Below are 23,565 nucleotides of genomic sequence, written 5' to 3' on the forward strand. Positions count from 1 at the left end.
GATGGGTCGGGCGGCACGCGGACGGCGCGCCGGTGGGGCGGGGTGGGGCAGGGTGACACGGGCGGCGGGGCGACGCGGATGCCGCCCGCCGATCAGCCCTTCACGGCGCCCGCCAGCGCGTTCGAGCCGCCGAGCGTGCGCGACACGAGCACGTACAGCGCGATGACGGGCACCGAGTACACGAGCGAGAACGCCGCGAGCTGGCCGTAGGCGACCGATCCGTACTGCCCGAAGAAGTCGAAGATGCTCACGGCGGCCGGCTGCTTGTCCGGGCTCAGCAGCAGGATGAAGGGCACGAAGAAGTTCCCCCACGCCTGGATGAACACGAAGATGGACACGACCGCGATGCCCGGCCGCATGAGCGGCACGACGATGTGGGTCAGCGTCCGGAACATGGACGCGCCGTCGGTCCACGCCGCCTCCTCGAGCGAGATCGGCACCGAGTCCATGAAGTTCTTCGCCATCCAGATCGCCATCGGCAGGCTCGTGGCGGCGAGGAAGAAGACCGTGCCGCCGATCGAGTCGATGAGGTCGAGCGTGACGAAGAGGCTGTAGACGGGCACCATCATCGCGGTGATGGGGAGGCAGGTCCCGAAGAGGATCCCGTAGAGGAAGGGCTTGTTGATGCGCATCCGGTACCGCGACAGCGGGTACGCCGCGAGGATCGCGACCACCACCGTCACGATCGCGCAGCCGCCCGAGAGGATCATGCTGTTCATCAGCGGGATGAAGGAGATCTCGGGCGTCAGGACGGCGCGGAAGTTCTCGAGCGTGAACTCGCTCGGGACCTTCGCCGACAGGGTCGCCGACGGGTCGAAGGCCGCGAGCAGGAGCCAGACGAGCGGCACGGCGAAGCACAGGGCGACGACCACCAGCACGGCGTTCGAGACGACGCGCATCACGCGGCCGCTCGGCGAGGTCATGCGCGATCCCGGCGGACGGGCCGACCGCCTCGCGCGCGCCGGCCGGGTGGAGGTCGAGGTCATCGTGGTCACGGCCATGGTCAGTCCACCTCCGGGCGGAGCGCCCTGATGTAGATCACGCTGAACACGGCTCCGACGAGGAGCATGATCGTCGCGATCGCGGTGCCGAAGCCCAGCTGCGAGAACTGGAACGCCTCCTGGTAGGCGAGGATCGGCAGGGTCGAGCTGCTCGTGCCGGGGCCGCCGCCCGTCATCACGTAGATGAGGGTGAAGACCGAGAGCGTCTGCAGCGTGGTGAGCATGAGGTTCGTCGAGATGCTGCGGCGGATCACCGGCAGCGTGATGAAGACGAGCCGCTGCCACCCGGTGGCGCCGTCCACCTCGGCGGACTCGGCGATCTCCGGCGGCACCTCCTGCACGGCGGCGGCGTACACGAGCATCGAGAAGGCGGATCCGCGCCACACGTTCGCGAGGATCACCGACAGCAGCGGCAGCCCGTAGAGCCAGTTCGCGCCCTGGATCCCGAACCAGCCGAGGATCGTGTTGAGCGTCCCCGTGTCGTTGAAGAACGCGTACGCGGCGAACGCCGCGACGATCTCCGGCAGCACCCAGGCGGCGATGACGAAGGTGCCGACGACCGCGCGCACGACCCGGTTCCCCTGGCGCATGAGGAGCGCCAGCCCGAGGCCGACGACGTTCTGTCCGACCACCGCCGAGAAGAACACGAACGCGAGCGTGAGGAGCACCGACTTCGGGAAGTCGGGGTCCGCGAACAGCGCGGTGTAGTTGTCGAAGCCGATGAACCGCGCGCCACCGGCCGCGTACCCGGTGAGGGACGCGTCGGTGAAGGAGCCGTAGAGGCTCGAGATCACGGGGCCGAGGAGGAACAGGGCGAGCAGCGTACCCGGTGAGGGACGCGTCGGTGAAGGAGCCGTAGAGGCTCGAGATCACGGGGCCGAGGAGGAACAGGGCGAGCAGCACGATGGCGGGGAGCATCGGGACCGTGCGTGCGCCGGTGCGGAGCGCGCGGGCACGGGCGCGTCCCGGGCGGACCGGAGGCGGCCCGCTCGAGCCCGACGCCCGGCCGTCGCCCGGTCCGGCCGCGCCCCGCTGGTCGACGCCCCGCACGTCGGCGTCGGGGCCGACCGGGACGGGGGCGATGGTGGCCACGGGTCAGTCCTCGGCCTTCTGCGTCCCGTCGGCGCCCACGATGCCGACGAGGGCCTGGTCGTAGGCGGCCGCCGCCTCCTCGGGCGACTGCTGGCCCGTCATCACCGACTCCATGGCGACCGTGATCGCGTTGGAGATGCGGCTGTAGTCGGTGGTCGCCGGGCGGAAGTGCGTGGTGTCGACGAGCGAGGAGAAGAACGCGGAGGTCGGGTTCGAGGAGACGTACTCGGGATCCTCGGCCACGTCGCTGCGCACCGCGATCTGGCTGGCGGCGATGTCGTACGACTTCGAGCCCTCCTTGTCGAGCGCATCGGCGATGAACTCGAACGCCTTGTCGGGGGCCTTCGTCTTCGCGCCGGCGGCGAGGGTCCAGCCGCCGGACATGCTCACCGATCCGGGTGCCTGGCCGTCCTGCGTGGGCATGGGCGCCTGGCCCATCACGGTGTCCCACTCGGGCCACGGGTTCGTGCCGCTGTCGAGCCAGGTGCCGCTCAACCAGGATCCGTCGAGGTCGATGGCGAGCTTGCCCTGGGGCAGCCACTGGCCGGCGACGATGGTGGCGATGTTGGTGTCGAGCGCCTCCTCCGGCTTCGGGCCGACGCCGCCCTGGTAGACGTCGCGGATGAAGCCGAGCGAGTCCTCGAAGCCCTGCGAGCCCGTGAGCCACTTGCCCGAGCCGTCGTCGTAGAGCGTGCCCGTGGGCGTGCCGTAGTGCAGCATCTCGAAGCCCTGCATCGTGGCGCCCTCGCCCTGCGGCTTGCCCGAGTAGACGTTGAGCGGCACGACGTCCGGCAGCTGCCGCTTGATGGTCTTCGCGGCGTCGAGCACGTCGTCCCAGGTCTTCGGGGCCCACGGCACGGGCAGGCCGGCCTTCCGGAAGAGCTCCTTGTTGTACCAGAGCGCGCGGGTGTCGGTGCCCATCGGGATCCCGTAGACCTTGCCGTCCTCCCCGACGCCCGCCTGCTTGGCGGAGTCCAGGAACTGCGGCCAGTCGTCCCACGTCGCGACCTGGTCGTCGAGGGGGAGGAGGTAGCCGGCGGCGGCGTCGGACTTCACCTTGAAGGTGTCCTCGTACATCACGTCGGGGGCGGTGGAGGGGGAGCGGTTCATCAGCGCGAGCTTGGTGAAGTAGTCGTCGTTCTGCGCGGCGATGGGGACGAGCTCGACCTTCATCCCGGGGTTCTGGGCCTCGAAGGTCTTCGCGGTCTCCTTCATGTGCTCGTCCATCTGGGTGAACGTGCCGAACTTCTGGTACGCGACCTTGATGGTCTTCCCGTCGCCGCCCCCGCCGGCGCCGCCCGAGCAGCCGCTGGCGAGGAGGAGGGCGGCGACGGAGGCCGCCGTGATCTGGAGGATGCGGGCTCGCGTCCGGCGGCGCGGCGTTCGATTCGTCATGGTGCTCCCTTGCTCCACTGGCCCGGACGGTCGGCGTCGTCGCCGGTCGTCGAGGGTTAGCCAAACGTATGGACTAATCCATGTCAAGACATCAGGCGTCATCCTCGGGCGGTCGCGCGGTGGTCCATGCCGGACCCGGCGGCGCTACGGGCGGATGAGCATCGCCGACGGCCGCGGAGAGAAGGCGTTGTCGAGCACCAGGCAGGCGGCGCCCACCGCGGCCACGTCGTCGCCGATCGCCGACTCGACGATCCGCACGGGGTGCTTGGCGATGAGCGCGGGGGAGCGGCGCACCTCCTCGGGCAGGAGCTCCAGCACGACCCGCGAGATCGGCTGCCAGAAGGGCCCGCCGCAGACCACCTCGTCGAGGTCGAGGAGGTTCACCTGGATCACGACGGCGCGCGCCAGGTGCCGCGCCGCCGCCTCGACGATGCGGCGGGCGGGACCGTCCTCCGCCTCGGCGCGGACGGCCAGGGCCTGGAACGCCTCGCCGATGAGGCGCATGTCGACCGCGTCGCCGCTCGCCGCGGCCTCCGCGAGCGCGGCACCCGAGACGTCGCCCGTCGCGAGGATCCCGCCCTCCACGGCCTGGCGGACGAGCGCGTGCGGCGTGATCAGCTCGCCGACGCAGCCGATCCGCCCGCAGGTGCACCGCCGCCCCCGCGACGCCACCATGATGTGCCCGGCGTCGCCCGCGTTGGAGCTCGCGCCGCGCACGGGCTCGCCGCCCAGCACGAGGCCCGTGCCGAACCCGGTGCCGTAGTAGACGAAGGCGAGGTTCCGGCGGCCGCCGTCGCCGAACCATAGCTCGGCCACGGCCGCGGCGGTCACGTCCTTCTCGAGCAGCACGGGCAGGCCCGTCGCGGTGGCGAGCGCGGAGCGGAGCGGCACGTGGCGCCAGAGCGGCAGCATCGGCGGATCCAGCACCAGGCCCTCGGCGACGTCGATGGGCCCGGGCGCCGCGATGCCCACGCCGAGCACCGCCGCCCGGTCGACGCCCGCGTCGCGGATCAGCCCGTCCACGAGCCGGGCCACGAGCGCGACGACGTCGTCCGGGCGCGACGCGGACGGCGTCGGGGAGCTCGCGTGCCGGAGCACGGCGCCCTCGAGGTCGAGCAGCACCGCGGTGATCACGGCGGGGTCGACGTGCACGCCCACCGCGAGGCGGCCGGCGGCGACGAGGTGCAGCAGGGTGCGGGGCTTGCCGGGCCCGCGGATCACGGTGCCGCCCTCCCGCACGAGACCCTCGTCGATGAGGCGGCGGGCGACGTTCGTGACGGTCTGCGCGCTGAGGCCGGTGCGCTCGGCGACCTCGGACCGGCTCGCGCCCTCGGCCGCGCGTCGGATCGCGTCGAGCACGACCGTGCGGTTGTAGCCGCCGATGGCGGGGAGGTTCGTGCCGCGTCGCATCGGCATCCTCCTCGCGCCCGGCCGCGCCCGCCGTACGCGGGCCCCTCCGCAGTATCCCGGATGCACGGCACCCGCTCGGCCGCCGGCCGCCCCCGACCCCGTTCCCTTACCGCTGCCCGGGGCGGCGGCGACACGCCCGGCCGGGCGTCCTCGGGTCGGAGGAGGGTGGGTGCATGACCGACGTCCTCACCGCCCACGAAGCGGTCCGCACCCTGCCCCTGCCCGTCCCCGCGCCGCGCGGCCCGCTGAGCGCCGCGCTGATCGCCGACCTCCTCGGCGCGCCGGCCGGGACCGCGGCGTCGCGGGACGCGGGCGCCGACGGATCCGCGCGCACCGGCAGCGGCACCGCCGTCGACGCCCTCGCCATGGCTGCCGCCCCCGACCTGGCCGCGCTCGCCGCGCAGGCGCTCGCCGCGACGGACGACGTCGTCCGCGACGACGACGTCCAGCTCGCCCTCTTCTGCCTCTACGAGCTGCACCACGCCGGGATCGCCGGGGTCGACGACGACCGCGAGTGGGACCCGCGCCTCATCGCCGTGCGCGGGATCCTCGAGGCCGCCTTCGAGGCCGCCCTGCGCGAGCGCGTCGCCGTCCCCGAGCGTCCCGAGCCCACGTCCGGGGGCGTCGCCGCCGCGCTCTTCGCGCTCACCTCGGCCGACTCCGGGCCGTCGCTGTCGCGCTTCGTCGCCCGCACGGCGACCGCGGACCAGCTCCGCGAGTTCCTCACGCACCGCTCGATCTACACGCTGGGCGAGGCCGACCCGCACTCCTGGGCGATCCCGCGCCTCCGCGGCCGGTCCAAGGCCGCGCTGGTCGAGATCCAGGCCGACGAGTACGGTGGCGGCCGCCCCGAGCGCGTGCACGCGACGATCTTCGGCGCCACCCTCCGCGGCGTCGGCCTCGACGACCGGTACGGCGCCTACCTCGACGACGTGCCCGCGATCACGCTCGCGTCCTCGAACGCCATGTCGCTCTTCGGCCTGCACCGTCGCCTCCGCGGCGCCATCGTCGGCCACCTCGCCGCGTTCGAGATGACCTCGAGCGTGCCGAGCCGCCTGTACGCCAGCGGGATCCGCCGCCTCGGCTTCGGCGACGACGTGGCCTGGTACTACGACGAGCACGTCGAGGCGGACGCGGTGCACGAGCAGATCGCGGCCCACGACCTCGCGGGCGGGCTGGTCGAGTCGGAGCCCGAGCTGCTCGACGACGTGCTGTTCGGCGCCGCGGCCTGCCTCGAGGTCGAGGGCTGGGTCGGCGCGCACGTGCTCGCCAGCTGGAAGGCCGGCCGGTCGTCGCTCCGGGAGTGCTCGACGGCTTCCGTCGTGGCGGCCCCGTGACCGCGCTCCCCGCGGACGACGAGGACCTCGCGGCGCCCGCGCGACCGGCCGCCGCCGAGCCGCCCCGGATCATCGCGTACCCGGACGGACCGCTCCTCGTGCGCGGCGACTTCGAGATCGTCGACCCCGAGGGCCGGCCCGTGCCGCGCACGCGCACGACGGTCGCGCTCTGCCGCTGCGGCGTCTCCTCGATCAAGCCCTACTGCGACGGCACGCACCGGCTGGTCGGCTTCCGCACGGATCCGCCCGCCCCCGCGGACGGGTAGCGGCAGCGGACTAGAGCCGGGCGCCGGGCACGGCGAACGTGTCGCAGGCCGCCGGGCCGCCCGCGCGACCCGCCTCGAACCAGCGCTGGCGCTGCTCGGCGGATCCATGGGTTCAGGTGTGCGGGTCGACCTCGCCGCCGCTCGCCGCCTGGATGCGGTCGTCGCCCACGGCCGCCGCCGCGTCGAGCGCGTCCCGCACCTCGGCGTCGCTCACGGGCTCGAGGAACGCCGTGCCCGTGTCGTCGCGGATCTCCGACGCGGCGCCGACCCACGCGCCCGCGTAGCAGTCGGCCTGCACCTCGAGCCGCACGGAGTCCGACGTCGGGCCGGTGCCGCGGCGGTCGGCCCGGTCGAACGCGCCCGAGAGCTGCTGGATGTGGTGGCCCCACTCGTGCCCCACCACGTACATCTGCGCGAGCGGTCCGCCCGAGGCGCCGAAGCGCGTGCGGAGCTCCTCGAAGAAGGTCGTGTCGATGAAGAGCCGCCGGTCCGGCGGGCAGTAGAAGGGTCCGGTGGCGCTCGACGCCTCGCCACAGCCGGTCGTGGTCGCGGCGTCGAAGAGGGAGAAGCCCGGGGAGGCGTAGTCGGCGACGCCCGCCTCGGGCGCCGCGGTGGTCCAGTACGTGTCGAGCGAGTCGGCCGCGCCGGCCATGCGGCAGTCGACGCTCGCGTTCGCCTCCGCACCGGTCGTGCAGCCCTCGATCGCCTCGTCGCGCCCCTGGGACGCGCCGCTCGCGCCGGCCCCGCCCCGTCCGTCGACCAGCTGCGACAGGTCGACGCCCGTGAACTGCTGCACGAGGATCACCGCGATCACCACCACGAGCCCGCCGCCGCCCGCCGCGATCCCGGTCGTGCGGCCTCGGCCGCCGCGGCGCCGGGTGACCTTGCTCGTGTCGATGCGGGCGTCGTCGTCGAAGGTCATGTCCCGAACGTACCCGCGGGCGACGGGGGCGCCAGGAGCCAGCGCGCCCGGCCTCCCCGCGCCGGTGCCCGGGGAGGTCGAGCTCGAACGCGCAGGCCCGTACGTGGTCGAGCGCCCGCGTCACCGCGCCCAGCGTCACGGCGCCGTCCCCGAGCTCCGAGGCGACGACCTCGGGTGCGGGGCCATGCGCGATCTCCGCGAGGAGCGGGATCGTGCGGTGGATGAGGAGACCCGCGGCCGGGGCCACGGCGCCCGCGATGATGATCCGGTCGACGTCGAGCATGCCCTCCAGCACCACGCAGATGCGGGCGAGCCGGGCCGCGAGGCGGTCGACCAGCGCGAGGGCGCACGGATCGCCGTCGTCCGCGGCCGCGAGCACCTCCGGAGCGCCCAGCTGATCCAGCGGCACAGCGGCCAGGGTCGACCGGGCGTCGATCGTCCCGTCGTCGCGTCCGGCGCGCGCCCACTCGCGGAGCAGCAGCCCGATACCGTGGGCCGACCCCACGCCCTCGACGAGGTCGAGCAGCCCCATCTCGCCGGCGGCCCCGCGCCGCCCCCGCACGAGACGCCCGTCGAGCACGAAGCCCGCGCCGAACCGCTCGCCCGCCAGCAGGGTCACGGTGGATGCGACGTCCTGCCCCTGGCCGAACGCCCGCTCCGCGACGGCCGCGAGGTTGGCGTCGTTCTCGACGATGACGTGCGTGCCGGGGCGCGCCAGATGGGTGGCGTAGCCGGGGTTCATGGCCGGCCAGAAGCCGCCGACGCCCTCGGGCGACGCGCCCTCGAGGTCGGTGGGGGCGGGGACGCCGACGGTGATCACGAGCACCTCGGAAGCCGCCACGCCGGCCTCCTCGCGGGCCGCCGCGACGAGCCGCGCGACGGCCGCGCGTCGCGTCGCCCCGGCGTGGGGGCCGCCGGGGTCCGGATCCAGCTCGCCCGTCGCGCGACCGACGACGCGGCCGCGGAGGTCGGCGACGACGGCCGTCGCGTGGTGCTGCCCGGCGTCGACGCCGACGACATGGGCCGCGTCGGCGACGAGCGTGTACCGCCTCGCCGGCCGACCCGTGCGGTAGGCGCCCGTGGACCGGGCGTCGTCGGTCGTGGTCAACCAGCCGCGGGCGATCAGGTCGTCGCAGACCCCGATGACGGTGGACCGCGTGAGTCCTGTGCGGCGGATGAGGTCGCTCGCGGTCACGACGTCGGCATCCCAGGCGTGCCGCAGCACCTCGCCCGCGTTGATCCGCCGGAGGACCCCGGGGGAGGAGGCGCCGGTCGCCGCTGCGATCGTCATGTGCTGCCCGCCTCGTGTGGTCGACCGTCGTCCGCTGTTGGCCATTGTGCCACCGGCCGGATTCATCTACGGTCTAAATCTAGACCTCCAATCAACCCGTCCCGGCATCGCCGCCGGGCCGACCACCGGGAGACGACGACGTGCCCACACCCCCGCTGCCCACGCCAGGGCTCCTCACCCGACGCTCCGTCCTCGCCGGGATAGGAGCGGTCGGGGCGAGCCTGGTCCTCGCCGGATGCGCCTCGCCGGGAGGGCCCCGGCGCACCGACATCACCTTCTATCAGACCAAGCCCGAGGCGATCGGGTACTTCTCCGACCTCGTCGAGCGGTTCAACGAGTCGCAGTCGTCGATCCGCGTGAGCCACGACACGACGTCGGGCATCGCCGCGGGCTTCGTGCGCGGCAACCCGCCGGACGTCGCCGCGTTCACCTACAACCTCGAGATGGCGCGGTTCATGGAGCGCGGCGCCCTGAGCGACCTCGGCGACATGCCGGAGGCGTCGACGATCCGCCCCGCGGTGCGGGAACTGGTCGACCAGTACGCGACCTACCCCGGGCGGACGAGCGTGCTGCCGTACTCGATCACCGCCGCGTCCGTCATCTACGACCGGGAGGCGTTCCGCGGGCAGGGCCTCGAGGTCCCGACCACCTGGACGGAGCTGCTCGCCGTGGCCGACGCCCTGCGCGCGGGCGGCGTGGATCCGCTGTACAGCACCTTCCGCGAGCCGTGGACGGTCGCGCAGGGGCTCTTCGACTACACGACGGGCGGATCCCTGGACGTCGCCGACTTCTTCGCCCGGATGGGGGAGGCGGGCACGGAGGTCGGCGAGGGGGCCGGCGTCTCCTTCGAGCGGGACTTCGCGGAGCCCGTCGATCGCATGCTCCAGCTCGCCGCGTACTCCAACCGCGACGCGTCGAGCCGTGGCTACGGCGACGGGAACCTCGCGATGGCCGAGGGCCGGGCGGGCATGCTCATGCAGGGCCCCTGGGCGCTCGCGGAGATCGCGAAGACCGCGCCCGACGCCGACCTCGGCACGTTCCCGCTGCCGATGACGGAGGATGCCGCCGACCGCCGCGTGCGCGTCAACCTCGACCTCGCCCTCTGGATCCCCGAGTCCTCCGCCAAGAAGGAGGCCGCGCGGGAGTTCCTGTCGTTCCTGATGACCCCCGAGATCCAGGACGCCTACAACGAGGAGTTCCTGGCCTTCGGGACGACCACGAGCGCACCGCCCGTCACCGACCCCCGCATCGTCGACATGCAGGCCTTCTACGACGACGGGGCGTTCTACCAGGGGGCGTCGAAGTCGGTGCCCCTCACCATCCCCACCGAGAACTACGTGCAGGGCATCGTCACCGGCCAGGACGCCGCCGCCACCCTGCGGACCATGGACGCCGACTGGCGTCGGCTCGCCTCCCGCACCTGAACCGCCGACGGATCGAAGGAGATCACCTCGTGGCGACCACCACCCCCATCAGCGCCCGGCCCGTCGCGGCCGCGCCATCCGGCGCACGGCCCCGTGCCGCGCGCACCGGCAGGAGGACCGACCCGGTCTTCTACCTGTTCCTCATCCCGACGCTCGTGCTCTTCACGCTCGCGATCACGCTGCCGGCGGCGCTCGGCGTCTTCTACAGCTTCACCGACTCGATCGGGTTCGGCGACTTCTCCTTCGTCGGCATCACCAACTACACGGCGATGGCCACGGATCCCGCGATCCTCAGCTCCTACGGCTTCACGCTGGGCTTCGCGCTCGTCACGGTGATCCTCGTGAACGTCGTCGCGTTCCTCCTGGCCGTCGGCCTCACCGCGCGCATCCGCTTCAGCAACGCGCTGCGGGCCGTCTTCGTGATCCCCATGGTCGTCTCGGGCATCATCATCGCGTTCGTCTTCAACTTCCTGTTCTCGAACTCGCTGCCCGCGCTGGGCACGGCCCTCGGGATCGGCCCGCTCTCCTCGAGCGTGCTCGCCGACGCCGACACGGCCTGGCTCGCCATCGTCGTCGTGACCGCGTGGCAGGCCGTGCCGAGCTCGCTCCTCATCTACATCGCGGGCCTGCTCGCGATCCCCGGCGAGGTCTACGAGGCGAGCTCGATCGACGGCGCGACGGGGTGGCAGCAGATGCGCTCGATCACGCTGCCGCTCGTCTCCGGCTACATCGTGATCAACACGATCATCGGCTTCAAGAACTTCCTCAACGCCTACGATATCATCGTCGGCCTCACCAACGGCGGGCCGGGCACGTCGACCCGCAGCGTCGCGATGACCATCTTCACGGGCTTCACCGGCGGCGACTACGCCTACCAGATGGCGAACGCGACGCTCTTCTTCGTGATCGCGATCGCCATCTCCCTCCTGCAGCTCAAGCTCACCCGCGGAAAGGCGGCCGTCTGATGGCGAATCCCGCGATCGTGTCCCCGCCCGCGCGCCGCACGGGCGACCCTGACGCGCCGAGGCGCCGCTCCGGCGGCCGCGTCGGGCAGGAGCGGCGCAGCATGCCGCTCACGATCCTGCTGGTCCTCTGCACCCTCACGGTGCTCGTCCCGCTCTACGTCACCGTCTCCATGGCGTTCAAGACGAGCGCGCAGGCGGTCGACGGCAACGCGTTCAGCCTGCCCGCGCCCGTCGACGTGGGCGCGTTCCGGGCCGCGTGGGAGCTCACCGACTTCCCGCGCGCCTTCGGGATCTCCGTGCTGGTGACGGCGGCGACCGTGGCCGGCACCGTGATCCTCGCGTCGCTCGCCTCCTACGCCATCGCGCGGAACTGGGACAGGAAGCTCTTCCGGTACTCCTTCTACTACCTGCTCGCGGCGATGTTCCTGCCGTTCCCGGTCGTCGCCCTGCCGCAGATCAAGCTGACCGGGTTGCTGGGGCTCGACAACCCGGCGGGCGTCGCCATCCTGCACATCATGTTCCAGCTGTCCTTCAGCATCCTGCTGTTCTCGGCGTTCCTCCGATCGCTGCCCGCCGAGCTCGAGGAGAGCGCCCGGCTCGACGGCGCGACCACCTGGCAGGTGTTCTGGCAGCTGGTCTTCCCGCTGCTCGCGCCCATGAGCGCCACCGTCGGGATCTTCGCCTTCCTCGCCTCGTGGAACGACTTCGCGATGCCGTCGCTCATCACGGCGGATCCGGCGCTCCAGACGCTGCCCGTGGTGCAGAGCATCTTCCAGACGCAGTTCAGCAACGACTACAACGTGGCGTTCGCGTCGTACCTCATGGCCATGGCGCCGGCGATCGTCGTCTACCTCTTCACCCAGCGCTGGGTGATGGCGGGCGTGACGCAGGGCGCCATCAAGTGATCCCGGCCGCGGCCTCCTCATCCACCCGCACGACCACCTTCGACCGAGAGGCACCCACCCGATGACCGACCAGCTCGAGCACGCCCCCGACCGGACGACCCGGACCCCCGACGCCGAGTGGTGGCGCCAGGCCGCCGTCTACCAGATCTACCCGCGCAGCTTCCAGGACACCGACGGCGACGGCATCGGCGACCTGCCGGGCATCACCCGCCGCGTGCCCTACCTCCGCGAGCTCGGGATCGACGCGGTGTGGCTCAGCCCCTTCTACCCGTCCGCGCTCGCGGACGGCGGCTACGACGTCGACGACTACCGCGACGTGGATCCGCGCCTCGGCACCCTCGATGACTTCGACGACATGGTGCGCGCGCTGCACGACGCGGGCATCCGGCTCATCGTCGACATCGTGCCGAACCACACCTCGGACCGGCACGCCTGGTTCCCGGAGGCGCTCGCCTCCGAGCCCGGATCCGCCGCCCGAGCCCGCTACGTCTTCCGCGACGGCCTCGGGGAGCGCGGCGAGCTGCCGCCCGCCGACTGGACGAGCGCGTTCGGCGGACCCGCGTGGGAGCCGGTCGGCGACGGCCAGTGGTACCTGCACTACTTCGCGACCGAGCAGCCCGACCTCGACTGGTCGAACCCCGAGGTGCGCGAGGACTTCCTCGCCACCCTGCGCTTCTGGTCCGACCGCGGGGTCGACGGCTTCCGCGTCGACGTGGCGCACGGGTTGGCCAAGCACCTGCCCGACGAGCTGCCCTCGCAGGCGGAGCTCGACGCGTGGGACCAGACCGCCGGCGACCACCCGCTGTGGGACCGCGACGAGGTGCACGGCATCTACGCCGAGTGGCGCCGCGTGTTCGACCTCTACGACCCGCCGCGCACGGGTGTCGCCGAGGCGTGGGTCGACGCGTCCCGCCGGCACCGCTACGCGAGCGCGGAGGGTCTCGGCCAGGCGTTCAACTTCGACCTCCTCGAGGCGGACTTCGACGCGGAGCAGTTCCAGCGCATCATCACGGCGAACCTCCGCCAGTCCGAGGAGTCCGGCTCGTCGAGCACGTGGGTGTTCTCCAACCACGACGTCGTGCGGCACGCGACCCGCTACGGGCTGCCCCCGCGCGACGGGGATCCCGTGAAGCAGGGCGCGGCGTGGCTGCTGTCGGGCGGGCGCGCGCCCGAGGTCGACGTGGCGGCAGGCCTCCGGCGCGCGCGCGCGGCGTCGCTCCTCATGCTGGCGCTACCGGGATCCGCGTACCTCTACCAGGGCGAGGAGCTCGGCCTGCAGGAGGTCGCGGACATCCCGCACGACGCCCGCCAGGACCCGTCGTACTTCCGGAACCCCGGCGTGGACATCGGCCGCGACGGCTGCCGCGTGCCCCTCCCGTGGGAGCGCTCGGGACCGGCGTTCGGCTTCAGCGACGCAGGCGCGCACCTGCCGCAGCCCGCGTGGTTCGGCGCATCGTCGGTCGAGGTGCAGGAGGCCGACCCGACCTCCACGCTGCACCTGTACCGTCGCGCGCTCGCCCTGCGCGCCGAGCTGCAGACGGGGGAGACGCTCGAGTGGCTCCCAGCGGAGGAGGGGGTCCTGCACGCGGTGCGGCCGGGCGGCTGGCAGGTCGTGGTCAACTTCCGCGCCACGCCCGTGCCCATGCCGGTCGGCGAGGTGCTCGTCGCGAGCGGGCCGCTGGGCGACGACGTCGACTCCGCGGGAGCGGCCCAGCTGCCGGGCGAGACGGCGGTGTGGCTGCGCGCGTGAGCTGAGGCGGTCGAGCTCCCATGCGCGTGATGCGGGACCGCGCGCTCAGCCGTCGGGGACCGGATCCGCGGCGAGGTCCGGGCGGGTGCCCTGCACGACGTCCCGCACCCGCTCGACCGCCTCGCGCACCACGTCGTGCCCGCCGCGCGGCGCGGCCTGCGCGAGCCGCGCGCGCCGGACGAAGCCGTCCCAGTCGCCGCCGCCCGCGCGCAGCGGGCGCGTGGGCGCGAGCAGGGCGGCGCGACGCAGCCACACGTCGGCCTCGCCCGCCCAGCGGTCGAGCGCGGCATCGGCCCTGGCGCGCGGCGGTCCGGCCAGGCGCTCGACGAGCGGGCCGATGACGTCGAGGGCGAGCGGGTCCACGAGGGCCCGCAGCCGCGCGTCCCGCACGAAGCCCTCGATGCGCGTGAGGTCGCCGTTGTCGAGCCGGTCGACGTGCTCCTGCAGCAGCACGACCGCCGCCAGCCGTCGCTCGTACACGCGCGACCGCCACAGCTCCGACGCGAGCGCGACCGCCTGGTCGCGGGTCATCCCGGGACGCCGGCGGCCGAGGTCGCGCACCGTGCCGCGCACGGCACCGACGGACGCGCCCACGAACTCGAGGTCCGACCGCAGCCGCTCGCGCTCCGCCTCGGCGCGATACCAGGCGCCCTCGCGTTCGAGAGCCGCCGCGACGAAGTCCGCGTCCTCCGTCATCCGGCGAGCGGCGCCGAGCCCTCGCGGCCGGTGCGGTGCACGAAGGCGCGGCCGAACTCGGTCAGCACCTCCTCCGACGTGTGCGTCGGCGTCCAGCCCAGGACCTCGCGGGCGCGCGCGGTCGACATGACGGGCACGTTGGCGGCGATGTCGATCCAGCCCGGATCCGTGCGCTGCACGCGCGCACGCCAGCTCGCCGACACGAGCGCGCGGAGCGCCGGCAGCGGCACGACCACGACCCGGGCGTCGAGCAGGCGGCCGACGAGCGCGGGGTCGACGACCGGCTCGGCGGCGATGTTGAACGCGCCGGGCGCGCGCCGCTCGACGGCGCGCCAGAACGCGTCCGCGACGTCCTCGTAGTGCACGACCTGCGACACCAGCTCGCGGGGGAGCGGCAGCACCGGGGTGCGGGTCGCGAGCCCCATCCAGCGGGTGGGGATGCGGCGGCCCAGGAAGAGGCGCGCGATCTCGGCCGCCGCCTCGTCGTGCATCACGAGCCCGGGGCGCATGCGCGTCACGACGACGTCGGGGTGCGCCAGCTCGAACGCGTCCATCGCGCGCTCGTTCTCGGCCTTGTGCCGGGAGTAGTGCGAGGTGTGGATCCCGCCGGTGGGCCACGACTCGTCGCGCGGCCGGTCCTTGGGCGCCGCGCTGTACGCGCCGACCGAGGAGGCGACGACCACCTGCGGCACGCGCGCCTGCGCGACCGCCTCCAGCACGTGGGCGGTGCCGATGACGTTGGTGCGGTGCATCACGCGCTCGCGGTGGTTCGGCTGCAGGGCCCAGCCCAGGTGGATCACGGCGTCGGCGCCGCGCATGGTGGCCGCGAGCCCGGACACGGCACCCGCCGCGCCGATGTCGGCGAGCCGCCAGGTGACGCCGGAGTACGGCTCGAGGGAGGCGTCGGGCATGCGCCGCGCGACGCCCACGATCTCGGCCCCCGCCGCGTGCAGGCGCCGGAGCACCCCGGTCCCCAGGTTCCCGGTCGCTCCGATGACGACGACGCGCATGCTGCTCCTCTCCTGCGGACGGGACCCGGCGGGCCGGCTGGTCCGCGGGTCCCCTCCATCATGCTCGCCGGAGCGCCGCGTGGAGCCGGTGCGCGGCGGGTGCCCCGCCGACGCTCAGCGGTCGACGGCCTCGATGAGCGAGCCCTGGGCGAAGGTCAGCCAGTCGTAGAGGCTCGCGCTCTCGCGGGGCGCGCGGTCGCGCCAGCCGTCGGCCTCGTCGATCCGCAGCGGCACCGAGATCGCGAGCCGGAGGTCGTTGAGGGTGCGGAGCCAGGCCTGCGCGCCCGTCGGATCCAGCACCACGAGCAGCCCGCGCCGTCCCGCCCCGCGCGCGTCGGCCTCCGCGAGGGTGGCCTCGACCGTGGTCGCGTTCGCGGCCTTCGCCTCCGAGAGGTCGGACGCCGTGAAGCGCCGGAACTCCGCGGACGCCTCCGCGTCGTCCGGGTAGGCGTCGGGCAGCAGCCGCTCGGCCACGGGGGAGGGGGCGGCACCGTCCGTGGCGCCGCCGGTCGCGGCAACCTCGTCGAGGATCCCGCGGAGCTCGCCGAGGAGCCCCCGCAGCATCTGGACCTCGTGCGGCTCGAGGCGCGCGGCGACGGTGCCGTCCGGCCGAGCCCGGAAGGCCCTCACGCGTCCACCCGCTCGAGCGTCGCCCAGAGGCCGTAGCCGTGCATGGCGAGGACGTGGCGCTCGATCTCCTCGCGGATCCCCGTGGCGACGACCGCCCGGCCGTCCTCGTGCACCCGGAGCATGAGCTCGTCGGCGCGCTCGCGCGTGAAGCCGAAGTAGCTGCGGAACACGTAGGAGACGTACGTCATGAGGTTCACGGGGTCGTTCCAGACCACGCAGCTCCAGACCGGCGGGGTGTCGGGGCGCTCCAGCAGGGACGTGTCGGAGCCGGGGCTCGCGCCGGGGCTCGTGCCGGGGTCGCCCGCGGGCGGATCCGCCGCGCGCCGGGCCAGGGGGAGGGGGCGGACGGCGGCGCGCGCGTCCGCGTGGATCGTGGTCATGCCGCTCCTCGGGTGCCCACCCGGCCGATCTCCGGGGACTCCATCCTCTCGCGCCGGGACGGGCCGTCGCGACGCCCCCGTCCTGCGGTCACGCACCGGGCCGCACGAGCCCGCAGTCGTACGCGAGGATCACGGCCTGCACGCGGTCCCGCACCTCGAGCTTCGCGAGCACCCGGCCCACGTGCGTCTTCACCGTCGACTCCGACAGGAACAGGCGTCCTGCGATCTCCTGGTTGGTGAGCCCCTCGGCCAGCGCCGTGAGCACCTCCAGCTCGCGGGCGGTCAGGGGGCGCAGTCGCGGGTCGGCCGCGCCCTCGCCCGTCCCGGCCGCGCCGCCGGTCGCGGGCATCGCGGGGCCGAGCAGCTCGATCATGCGGCGCGTCACGCGCGGGGAGATGGCGGCGTCGCCGTCGGCGACCGCGCGGATCGCCTCCATGAAGTGCTCGGGCCGCGTGTCCTTCACCAGGAACCCGCTCGCGCCGGCGCGGAGGCCCGCGAACGCGTACTCGTCGAGGTCGAACGTGGTGAGGACGATGACGCGCGTCGCCGGGTGGCGCGCGACGATCTCGGTGGTGGCCTCGATGCCGTCCATGCCGGGCATCCGCACGTCCATGAGCACGATGTCGGGCGCGAGCTCGCCGGTCCGCGCGACGGCCGCGCGTCCGTCGGCGGCCTCGCCCACCACGTCGATGCCGGGCTCGGCGTCGAGCACCATCCGGAAGCCCATGCGCACGAGCGCCTGGTCGTCGACTATGAGCACGCGGACGGGGCGGGCGGGGTCGGTCATCGGTCCTCCTGGATCCGCGGGGGGAGCGGGGCACGGCTGTCGCCGTCCCCGGGTCGTACGTCGTGGCGGCCGCTCGGCAGGGTGGCGTGGACGCGCCACCCGCCGCCCTCGCGGCGACCGGCCGACGCGGTCCCGCCGTACACGGCCATCCGCTCGGACACGCCGAGGAGCCCGCGTCCGCTGCCGGGGACGGGCGGCACGACGGGTCCGGTGGCGTCGTCGTCCGTGACCTCGACGGTGATCGCGTCGGGTCGGTGGTCCACGCGCACGTCGACGCGGCCGGCGTTCGGCGCGTACCGCAGCACGTTGGTCAGCGACTCCTGCACGACGCGGAAGACCGCCAGCTGGCGGCCCGGGTCGTCGGGCGGAGCACCCGTCGTGGTGAAGCGCACGGGCAGGCCGGTGGAGCGGAACGAGTCGACGAGCGCGGCCAGCTCGCCGTGCCCCGGCTGGGGTGCGCGGAGGGGCGGCGCGTCCGCGTCGGCGTCCTCGGCGAGGACGCCGAGCATCCGCCGCATCTCGGACAGCGAGGTGCGCCCGGTCTCGGCGACCTCGCGCATGGCCTCGCGGGCGAGCTCGGGCCGGGCGACCGCGCTCGCGCCAGCGCCGTCGGCGAGGGTCACCATGACGGTGATGCCGTGCGCGACGATGTCGTGGATCTCCCGCGCGATCCGGGTCCGCTCCGCGGCGGTCGCGAGGAGCGCCTGCTGGTCGCGCTCGCGGGCGAGCTGCACCGCGAGGTCGCGCAGGGCGTCGACGTAGCGCTTGCGGCCGCCCACGTTGGTGCCGATGAGGGTCGCGATGAGCATCGGGATGAGGTTCACGACGAGCAGCGTCGCCGCCGAGGGGTCGAGCGGCCCGGTTCCCGCGGTGGCCGGCACCACGATCGCCGCGAGGAGCCCCGCGCCGCCGAGTCCGAGCCACGCCCGCCGGGTCGATCCGTGGACGGCCACCGCGTACAGCGCCACCGCGATGGGGAACCCGTCGAATGAGTCGGTGACGAAGGCCGTGGCGGCCGCCGCCGCTCCGGCGATCGCGAGCACGGTCACGGGTCGGACGCGCCGCGCCATCAGCGCGACCCCGGTGACGAGCGCCAGCACCACGACCACCACGCCGCCGGCCGGCACGGCCGAGCGGCTGCCGGCGACGACGCCCGAGGCGATCGACGCCCAGGTCACGACGAGGGCGAGCGCCCCGTCCACGATCCGCGGATGACGTGCCATCCAGCCGCGGACGGCTCCGGGCGGGGTGGGCAGGCGGACGCCGTCGGGCGCGGCGACGGTCGCCGCGCCCGACGGCGCCCTCCGGTCCGCGTCGATCAGGCGTCCCGCTTGCGGGCGAGGATCAGCGCGGGCACGAGGATCACGGCGACCCAGCCGACCATCACGAGCAGCGCCTGCCAGAACTCGAGCTCGTCGGGCGAACCGGACGGCAAGGAGTACAGCCGCATCCCGGCGTTGAAGGGCAGGTACTCGAGGAGGTCCGAGACCCACGGCAGCACCGCGCCCAGGATGCTCGCGATCAGCGGCAGGACGAGGACGAGGCCCATCAGGGCGCCGATCCCCGCGGCGCCGTTGCGGAGCAGCATCCCGAAGGCGAACCCCATCAGGCCGATGAGCACGATGAAGAGGGTCGCGCCGAGCATCGCGGTGAACGCCTCCCCGGTGGCGATGTCGATCTTCGCGCCCACGTCGATGAAGAACGCCTGGCCCACGAGCACGGCGGCGACGACGGCCACGGCCGACACGATGAACGTGACGACCGTGAACACGATCCCCTTCGCCACGAGCGCGCCGAGGCGCCGGGGTGCGGCGCTGAACGTCGAGCGGATCATGCCGGTGGAGTATTCGCCGCTGATCGTGAGGACACCGAGCACGCCCGCGACGAGCATGCCGAAGATCGAGAAGGTGAGGGTGAAGCGGAGCAGCAGCGGGGTGGCGGGTTCTCGGCCCAGCGCGAGCTGTTCGCCCATCTGCCCGGCGATGGGGGGCGCGAACATCGCGGAGAAGCCGACGAAGACCAGCAGGATCAGCGCGAAGCACCAGACGGTGGAGCGCAGCGTGCGCAGCTTGATCCACTCGGAGCGCATGAGGCGGGGGAGGGTGGGACGGCCCGACGTCACCGGTGCGGGCGCGGAGGCGGTGCGGGTGGCGGTCATCGTGCGATCTCCTGCTCGGTCGTGCCGACTGCGGCGCTGTGGTACTCGACGTCGCCCTGCGTGAGCGACAGGTAGGCGTCCTCGAGGGACGCGGTGATGGGCGTGAGCTCGTGCAGCACGACGCCCGCGGACATCGCCGCGTCTCCGACCTGCGCGGCGTCGAGGCCGGTGATCTCGATGACGTCGCGCTCGACGCTCGTCACCACGACGTCCGGGCGGGCCACGGCCTGGCCGAGCCGGTCGGCGTGCGGGGAACGGACGCGGACGAGTCCACTCGTGGCCCCCGCGACGACCGCGGCGACGGGCGCGTCCGCGAGCACGCGCCCGCGGCCGAGCACGATCAGGTGGTCAGCGGTCTGCGCCATCTCGCTCATGAGGTGGGAGGAGAGGAGCACGGTGCGGCCCTGGCCGGCGAGGTAGCGCGTGATGTTGCGCACCCACAGCACGCCCTCGGGGTCGAGGCCGTTGACGGGCTCGTCGAGGATCAGCGTGCGCGGGTCGCCGAGGAGCGCCACGGCGATGCCGAGCCGCTGGCCCATGCCGAGGGAGAAGCCGCCGACGCGCTTCTTGGCGACGGGCTGCAGGCCCGTCATCTCGATGACCTCGTCGACGCGGGCGCGCGGGATGCCGTGGGTGGCGGCCATGGCGAGCAGGTGGTTGTAGGCGCTGCGGCCGGTGTGCACGGCCTTCGCGTCGAGGAGCGCGCCGACCTCGTGGAGCGGGGCCTGGAGGTCCCGGTAGCGTCGGCCGTTGACCGTCACCGAGCCGGACGTGGGGCTGTCGAGCCCGACGATCATGCGCATCGTGGTGGACTTGCCGGCGCCGTTCGGACCGAGGAATCCGGTCACCATGCCCGGCTGGACGGTGAAGCTCACGCCGTCCACGGCGGTCTTCGCGCCGTAGCGCTTGGTCAGGTTCTCAGCGACGATCATGCGCGCTGCCTCCTCAGGATGGGGTCGCGGGCCCAGCGCCCGCGGATCCCACGTTAGGGCCGGCCCCTCCGGCGGCGCGTCCCCCCTCCGGCCCCCGCGCTCCGGCCCCCGTGGTACCCGGGTGCCGCGTCAGCGGGCGCGGTCCGCCAGCCCGGCGAGCCGCCGCACCGCCTCCTCGAGCACCTCGGTGCGCTTGCAGAAGGCGAACCGGACGAGCGACGCGTGCTCGGTCGCGAGCGGCTCCCGGCAGAAGGCGGAGAGCGGCACCGCGACCACGCCCGCGAGCTCCGGCAGCCGCAGGCACAGCTCGCGGGCGTCCGGGAAACCGAGCGGCGCCGCGTCCGCGACGATGAAGTAGCCCGCGGCGGGCAGCGTGATCCGGAAGCCCGCGGCCGTGAGGCCGGCGGCGAGGATGTCGCGCTTGGCCCGCAGGTCGTCGGCGATTCCCGCGAAGACCTCGTCCGGCAGGGCCAGGCCGACGGCGATGGCCGGCTGGAACGGCGCGCCGTTGACGAAGGTGAGGAACTGCTTCACCGCGAGGATCGCCGACACGAGCGGCGCGGGCGCGGTCAGCCAGCCGACCTTCCAGCCCGTCGTGCGGAACGTCTTGCCGCCGGAGGAGATGCTGACGGTCCGCTCCCGGGCGCCCGGCAGGACGGACACGGGCTCGTGCGATCCGTCGAACACCAGGTGCTCGTACACCTCGTCGGTCACGATCACCGCGTCGTGGGCGATGGCGAGCTCGACCACGAGCTCCCGCACCTCCCGCCGGAGCACCGTCCCGGTGGGGTTGTGCGGGTCGTTGAGGAGGATCACGCGCGTGCGGTCCGTGACCGCGCGACGCAGGTCGTCGAGGTCGGGCTGGAAGCGGGGCCCGCGGAGGGGCACGGTGCGGTGCACGCCCCGCGCGAGGGAGATGAGCGCCCCGTACGCGTCGTAGAACGGCTCGAGCGTCACGACCTCGTCGCCCTCCTCCACGAGCGCGAGGAGCGTCGCCGCGATCGCCTCCGTCGCGCCGGCCGTGACGAGCACCTCCGTGGCCGGGTCGACGTCGATGCCGTGGAACCGCGCCCGGTGGGCGGCGATCGCGGCCCGGAGCTCGGGTGTCCCGCGTCCCGGCGGGTACTGGTTCGCCCCGGCGGCGATGGCCTCGCGGGCCGCCTCGAGCACCTCGGCGGGGCCGTCCTCGTCGGGGAAGCCCTGCCCGAGGTTGATCGCCCCGGTCGCCGCCGCGAGCGCGCTCATCTCGGCGAACACGGTCGTGCCGGGCGTCCCGTCGTCGGCCAGGAGCATGGCCCCGCGGGCTGCGCGCGTCCACGCGCCGGAGATCGTCATGGCCCCCATCATGGCGGGGGCGCCGCACGCGCGGCCGACCGCCGCGTACGCTCGGGACATCACGGCGGGGGAGCCGGGAGCACGTCGCCATCCGACGCCCGCCCGGTGCGGGCGCCGCATGCGGCGACGCCTGTCAGCACGGCCATAGACAACGCCCAGGCTCCACCGTGATGCTGGCACCACCTGAGAGGAGCACCACTGATGACTGACAGTCCCCACGGAGCCGGCGACGACGAGGCCGCGCGCGCACGCGCCACGGGTCCCGACGGCTCCCCGGCGGGCCCGGCATCCTCCGGTCAGGGAGGCGACGGCGACGCGGCGGGCACGGCATCCTCCGGTCCGGCGCGCGAGGGCGATCCCTCCTGGCCCGCCCCCGACGGTCCCGCGGCGGCCGCCCATCCCGCTCCCACGAGCCCCGCGACCGCACCCGTCACCCCGTCGGCGGACCAGCGCGACACGCTCGCCTACGGCACGGCTGCCGCCGTCCCGCCGGCCGGGTCCCCGCAGGACCCCTCCGCATCCGCTTCGGGCGCGGCCGCCGCACCGCCGCGGCGCAAGGCGAGCAAGGCCCTCCCGCTGGTCGCGATGCTCGCCGTGGGCGCCCTCATCGGCGGAGCCGCGGGCGGCCTCACGACCTGGGCCGTGGCGCACGACGACGACGCCTCCGACGCGGTGAGCCAGTCACCGGCCAACATCACGGTCAACGACCCCGAGGACGCCACGCCGATCACCGCCGTGGCGGCCAAGGCCTCGGGATCGGTCGTCACCATCTCCGTCGCGGGCGCCACGGGCGCCGGCACCGGATCGGGCGTGATCCTCTCCGCCGACGGCTACGTCCTCACCAACACGCACGTGGTCACCCTCGACGGTGAGATCGGCGACGGATCCATCCAGGTCAAGACCGCGGACGGCGCGCTCTACACGGCCAAGCTCATCGGCACCGACCCGGTGGTCGACCTCGCCGTCATCAAGCTCGACAGCGCGAGCGGGCTGACGCCCATCGAGTTCGCCGACTCGTCGAAGCTCAACGTCGGCGACACGGCGATCGCGATCGGCTCGCCCCTCGGCCTCTCCGGCACGGTCACCGACGGCATCGTGAGCGCCCTGGACCGCAGCATCCAGGTCGCCTCCTCGGCGGCCCCGCAGACGCCGGGCGACGGCAGCCAGAGCGACGAGACCCCGTTCAACTTCTGGCCGTTCGGCAACGAGGGCAAGGGCGGCTCCGGCGGACAGGGCGGCTCCGGCCAGGGCGGCTCCGGGGGCCAGGGGCAGCCCGCGGCGAACATCAGCCTCGCGGTGATCCAGACCGACGCGGCCATCAACCCCGGCAACTCCGGCGGGGCTCTGCTGGACGGCGACGGCAAGCTCATCGGCGTCAACGTGGCCATCGCGAACGCGAGCGGGACGAGCGGCACCTCCGGGAACATCGGCGTCGGCTTCGCGATCCCGTCCAACCTCGCCAAGCGCGTGGGCCAGGAGATCATGCAGGGCGGCTCCGCCTCGCACGGACTGCTCGGCGCCAGCGTCCGCGACGTCGCCAAGGGCGACTCGTCCACGCCGGTGGGCGGCGCGTTCATCGCGGAGCCGCAGAGCGGCGGGGCGGCGGCGGACGCCGGCCTGCGCTCGGGCGACATCGTCACGGCCTTCGAGGGCCGGCCCATCAGCAAGGCCAGCGACCTCACGGCGCAGGTCCGCGCGATGCCCGGCGGCAGCGACGTGAAGCTGACGGTCATCCGCGGCGGGCAGAAGCAGCAGGTCGACGTGAAGCTCGGCACGCTGCAGCAGTAGCGGTCACGACGGAGGGGCGGGTCGGCGAGAGCCGGCCCGCCCCTCTCGCACGCCGGGGTCGGGTTATCCGGCAGGCTGGTAAACTCCTGCG

General features: G+C 73.8%; 20 protein-coding genes and 2 pseudogenes. 7 read left to right on the forward strand and 15 right to left on the reverse strand.

What is annotated here, in order from left to right; genetic code table 11:
- Positions 1–92: 92 nt before the first annotated feature.
- From PED38_RS02075 to PED38_RS02090, 4 genes are all read right to left on the reverse strand, one after another.
- On the reverse strand, positions 93–1,001 hold the full coding sequence (locus PED38_RS02075; RefSeq protein ID WP_442870648.1) for a carbohydrate ABC transporter permease: 909 nt from the start codon (positions 999–1,001) through the stop codon (positions 93–95).
- Positions 1,002–1,003: 2 nt separating this feature from the next.
- Positions 1,004–1,795: a carbohydrate ABC transporter permease gene (locus PED38_RS02080; RefSeq protein ID WP_270979406.1), complete on the reverse strand. Its 792-nt coding sequence runs from the start codon at positions 1,793–1,795 to the stop codon at positions 1,004–1,006.
- A gap of 301 nt (positions 1,796–2,096) precedes the next feature.
- A complete protein-coding gene (locus PED38_RS02085; RefSeq protein WP_270979408.1) occupies positions 2,097–3,488 on the reverse strand; it encodes an extracellular solute-binding protein in 1,392 nt (463 codons plus the stop codon).
- A 144-nt stretch (positions 3,489–3,632) separates the two neighbouring features.
- Positions 3,633–4,898, reverse strand: a complete 1,266-nt coding sequence (locus tag PED38_RS02090) for an ROK family protein (RefSeq protein WP_063071221.1) — start codon at positions 4,896–4,898, stop codon at positions 3,633–3,635.
- Between the two features lie 173 nt (positions 4,899–5,071).
- On the opposite strand from PED38_RS02090, the gene PED38_RS02095 reads away from it, so the two are divergent.
- Positions 5,072–6,235 carry an iron-containing redox enzyme family protein gene (locus tag PED38_RS02095; RefSeq protein WP_270979410.1) on the forward strand — a complete coding sequence of 388 codons (1,164 nt, stop codon included), beginning with the start codon at positions 5,072–5,074 and terminating at the stop codon, positions 6,233–6,235.
- Positions 6,232–6,501, forward strand: coding sequence for a CDGSH iron-sulfur domain-containing protein (locus PED38_RS02100; protein ID WP_270979412.1), 270 nt, complete (start codon positions 6,232–6,234; stop codon positions 6,499–6,501). Before PED38_RS02095 ends, PED38_RS02100 begins: the two co-directional genes overlap by 4 nt.
- Positions 6,502–6,511: 10 nt before the next feature.
- Here PED38_RS02100 and ypfJ read toward each other — a convergent pair.
- Both ypfJ and PED38_RS15895 read right to left on the reverse strand, forming a co-directional pair.
- Positions 6,512–7,423, reverse strand: a pseudogene (gene ypfJ, locus PED38_RS02105) (KPN_02809 family neutral zinc metallopeptidase).
- Between the two features lie 178 nt (positions 7,424–7,601).
- Positions 7,602–8,780, reverse strand: a pseudogene (locus PED38_RS15895) (ROK family protein); the annotation flags it as partial.
- A 74-nt stretch (positions 8,781–8,854) separates the two neighbouring features.
- Here PED38_RS15895 and PED38_RS02115 point away from each other — a divergent pair.
- The 4 genes from PED38_RS02115 to PED38_RS02130 all read left to right on the forward strand — a co-directional run bounded on the left by PED38_RS02115 (position 8,855) and on the right by PED38_RS02130 (position 13,758).
- A complete protein-coding gene (locus tag PED38_RS02115; protein WP_107490171.1) occupies positions 8,855–10,138 on the forward strand; it encodes an ABC transporter substrate-binding protein in 1,284 nt (427 codons plus the stop codon).
- A 29-nt stretch (positions 10,139–10,167) separates the two neighbouring features.
- A complete protein-coding gene (locus PED38_RS02120) occupies positions 10,168–11,103 on the forward strand; it encodes a carbohydrate ABC transporter permease (protein WP_081234927.1) in 936 nt (311 codons plus the stop codon).
- A complete protein-coding gene (locus tag PED38_RS02125; protein WP_063071225.1) occupies positions 11,103–12,008 on the forward strand; it encodes a carbohydrate ABC transporter permease in 906 nt (301 codons plus the stop codon). The genes PED38_RS02120 and PED38_RS02125 overlap by 1 nt, the downstream gene beginning before the upstream one ends.
- 61 nt (positions 12,009–12,069) lie before the next feature.
- Complete coding sequence (locus tag PED38_RS02130) at positions 12,070–13,758, forward strand: glycoside hydrolase family 13 protein (RefSeq protein ID WP_270979416.1); 1,689 nt, start codon at positions 12,070–12,072, stop codon at positions 13,756–13,758.
- A 45-nt stretch (positions 13,759–13,803) separates the two neighbouring features.
- On the opposite strand, the gene PED38_RS02135 is transcribed toward PED38_RS02130, so the two are convergent.
- The 9 genes from PED38_RS02135 to PED38_RS02175 all read right to left on the reverse strand — a co-directional run bounded on the left by PED38_RS02135 (position 13,804) and on the right by PED38_RS02175 (position 21,686).
- Positions 13,804–14,454, reverse strand: coding sequence for a DNA alkylation repair protein (locus PED38_RS02135; protein WP_270979418.1), 651 nt, complete (start codon positions 14,452–14,454; stop codon positions 13,804–13,806).
- Positions 14,451–15,464, reverse strand: coding sequence for an NAD-dependent epimerase/dehydratase family protein (locus PED38_RS02140; RefSeq protein ID WP_270979419.1), 1,014 nt, complete (start codon positions 15,462–15,464; stop codon positions 14,451–14,453). Before PED38_RS02140 ends, PED38_RS02135 begins: the two co-directional genes overlap by 4 nt.
- Before the next feature lie 114 nt (positions 15,465–15,578).
- Entirely contained in the window at positions 15,579–16,094 is a 516-nt protein-coding gene (locus PED38_RS02145; RefSeq protein WP_270979421.1) for a DUF2017 family protein, read from the reverse strand.
- A complete protein-coding gene (gene clpS, locus PED38_RS02150) occupies positions 16,091–16,474 on the reverse strand; it encodes an ATP-dependent Clp protease adapter ClpS (RefSeq protein ID WP_270979423.1) in 384 nt (127 codons plus the stop codon). Before clpS ends, PED38_RS02145 begins: the two co-directional genes overlap by 4 nt.
- A gap of 88 nt (positions 16,475–16,562) precedes the next feature.
- Positions 16,563–17,261, reverse strand: coding sequence for a response regulator transcription factor (locus PED38_RS02155; protein ID WP_270979424.1), 699 nt, complete (start codon positions 17,259–17,261; stop codon positions 16,563–16,565).
- Positions 17,258–18,484: a sensor histidine kinase gene (locus PED38_RS02160; protein WP_063071232.1), complete on the reverse strand. Its 1,227-nt coding sequence runs from the start codon at positions 18,482–18,484 to the stop codon at positions 17,258–17,260. The genes PED38_RS02155 and PED38_RS02160 overlap by 4 nt, the downstream gene beginning before the upstream one ends.
- Before the next feature lie 95 nt (positions 18,485–18,579).
- Positions 18,580–19,419, reverse strand: a complete 840-nt coding sequence (locus PED38_RS02165) for an ABC transporter permease subunit (protein ID WP_063071233.1) — start codon at positions 19,417–19,419, stop codon at positions 18,580–18,582.
- Positions 19,416–20,351 carry an ABC transporter ATP-binding protein gene (locus tag PED38_RS02170; RefSeq protein WP_063071234.1) on the reverse strand — a complete coding sequence of 312 codons (936 nt, stop codon included), beginning with the start codon at positions 20,349–20,351 and terminating at the stop codon, positions 19,416–19,418. The genes PED38_RS02165 and PED38_RS02170 overlap by 4 nt, the downstream gene beginning before the upstream one ends.
- Before the next feature lie 129 nt (positions 20,352–20,480).
- Complete coding sequence (locus PED38_RS02175) at positions 20,481–21,686, reverse strand: aminotransferase class I/II-fold pyridoxal phosphate-dependent enzyme (protein ID WP_270979425.1); 1,206 nt, start codon at positions 21,684–21,686, stop codon at positions 20,481–20,483.
- A gap of 201 nt (positions 21,687–21,887) precedes the next feature.
- Here PED38_RS02175 and PED38_RS02180 point away from each other — a divergent pair, with 201 nt between their 5' ends.
- Positions 21,888–23,474, forward strand: a complete 1,587-nt coding sequence (locus tag PED38_RS02180) for a S1C family serine protease (protein ID WP_063071236.1) — start codon at positions 21,888–21,890, stop codon at positions 23,472–23,474.
- Positions 23,475–23,565 lie beyond the last annotated feature (91 nt).

The sequence above is a fragment of the Clavibacter sp. CT19 genome, from assembly GCF_027858075.1.
GTDB lineage: Bacteria > Actinomycetota > Actinomycetes > Actinomycetales > Microbacteriaceae > Clavibacter > Clavibacter tessellarius_A.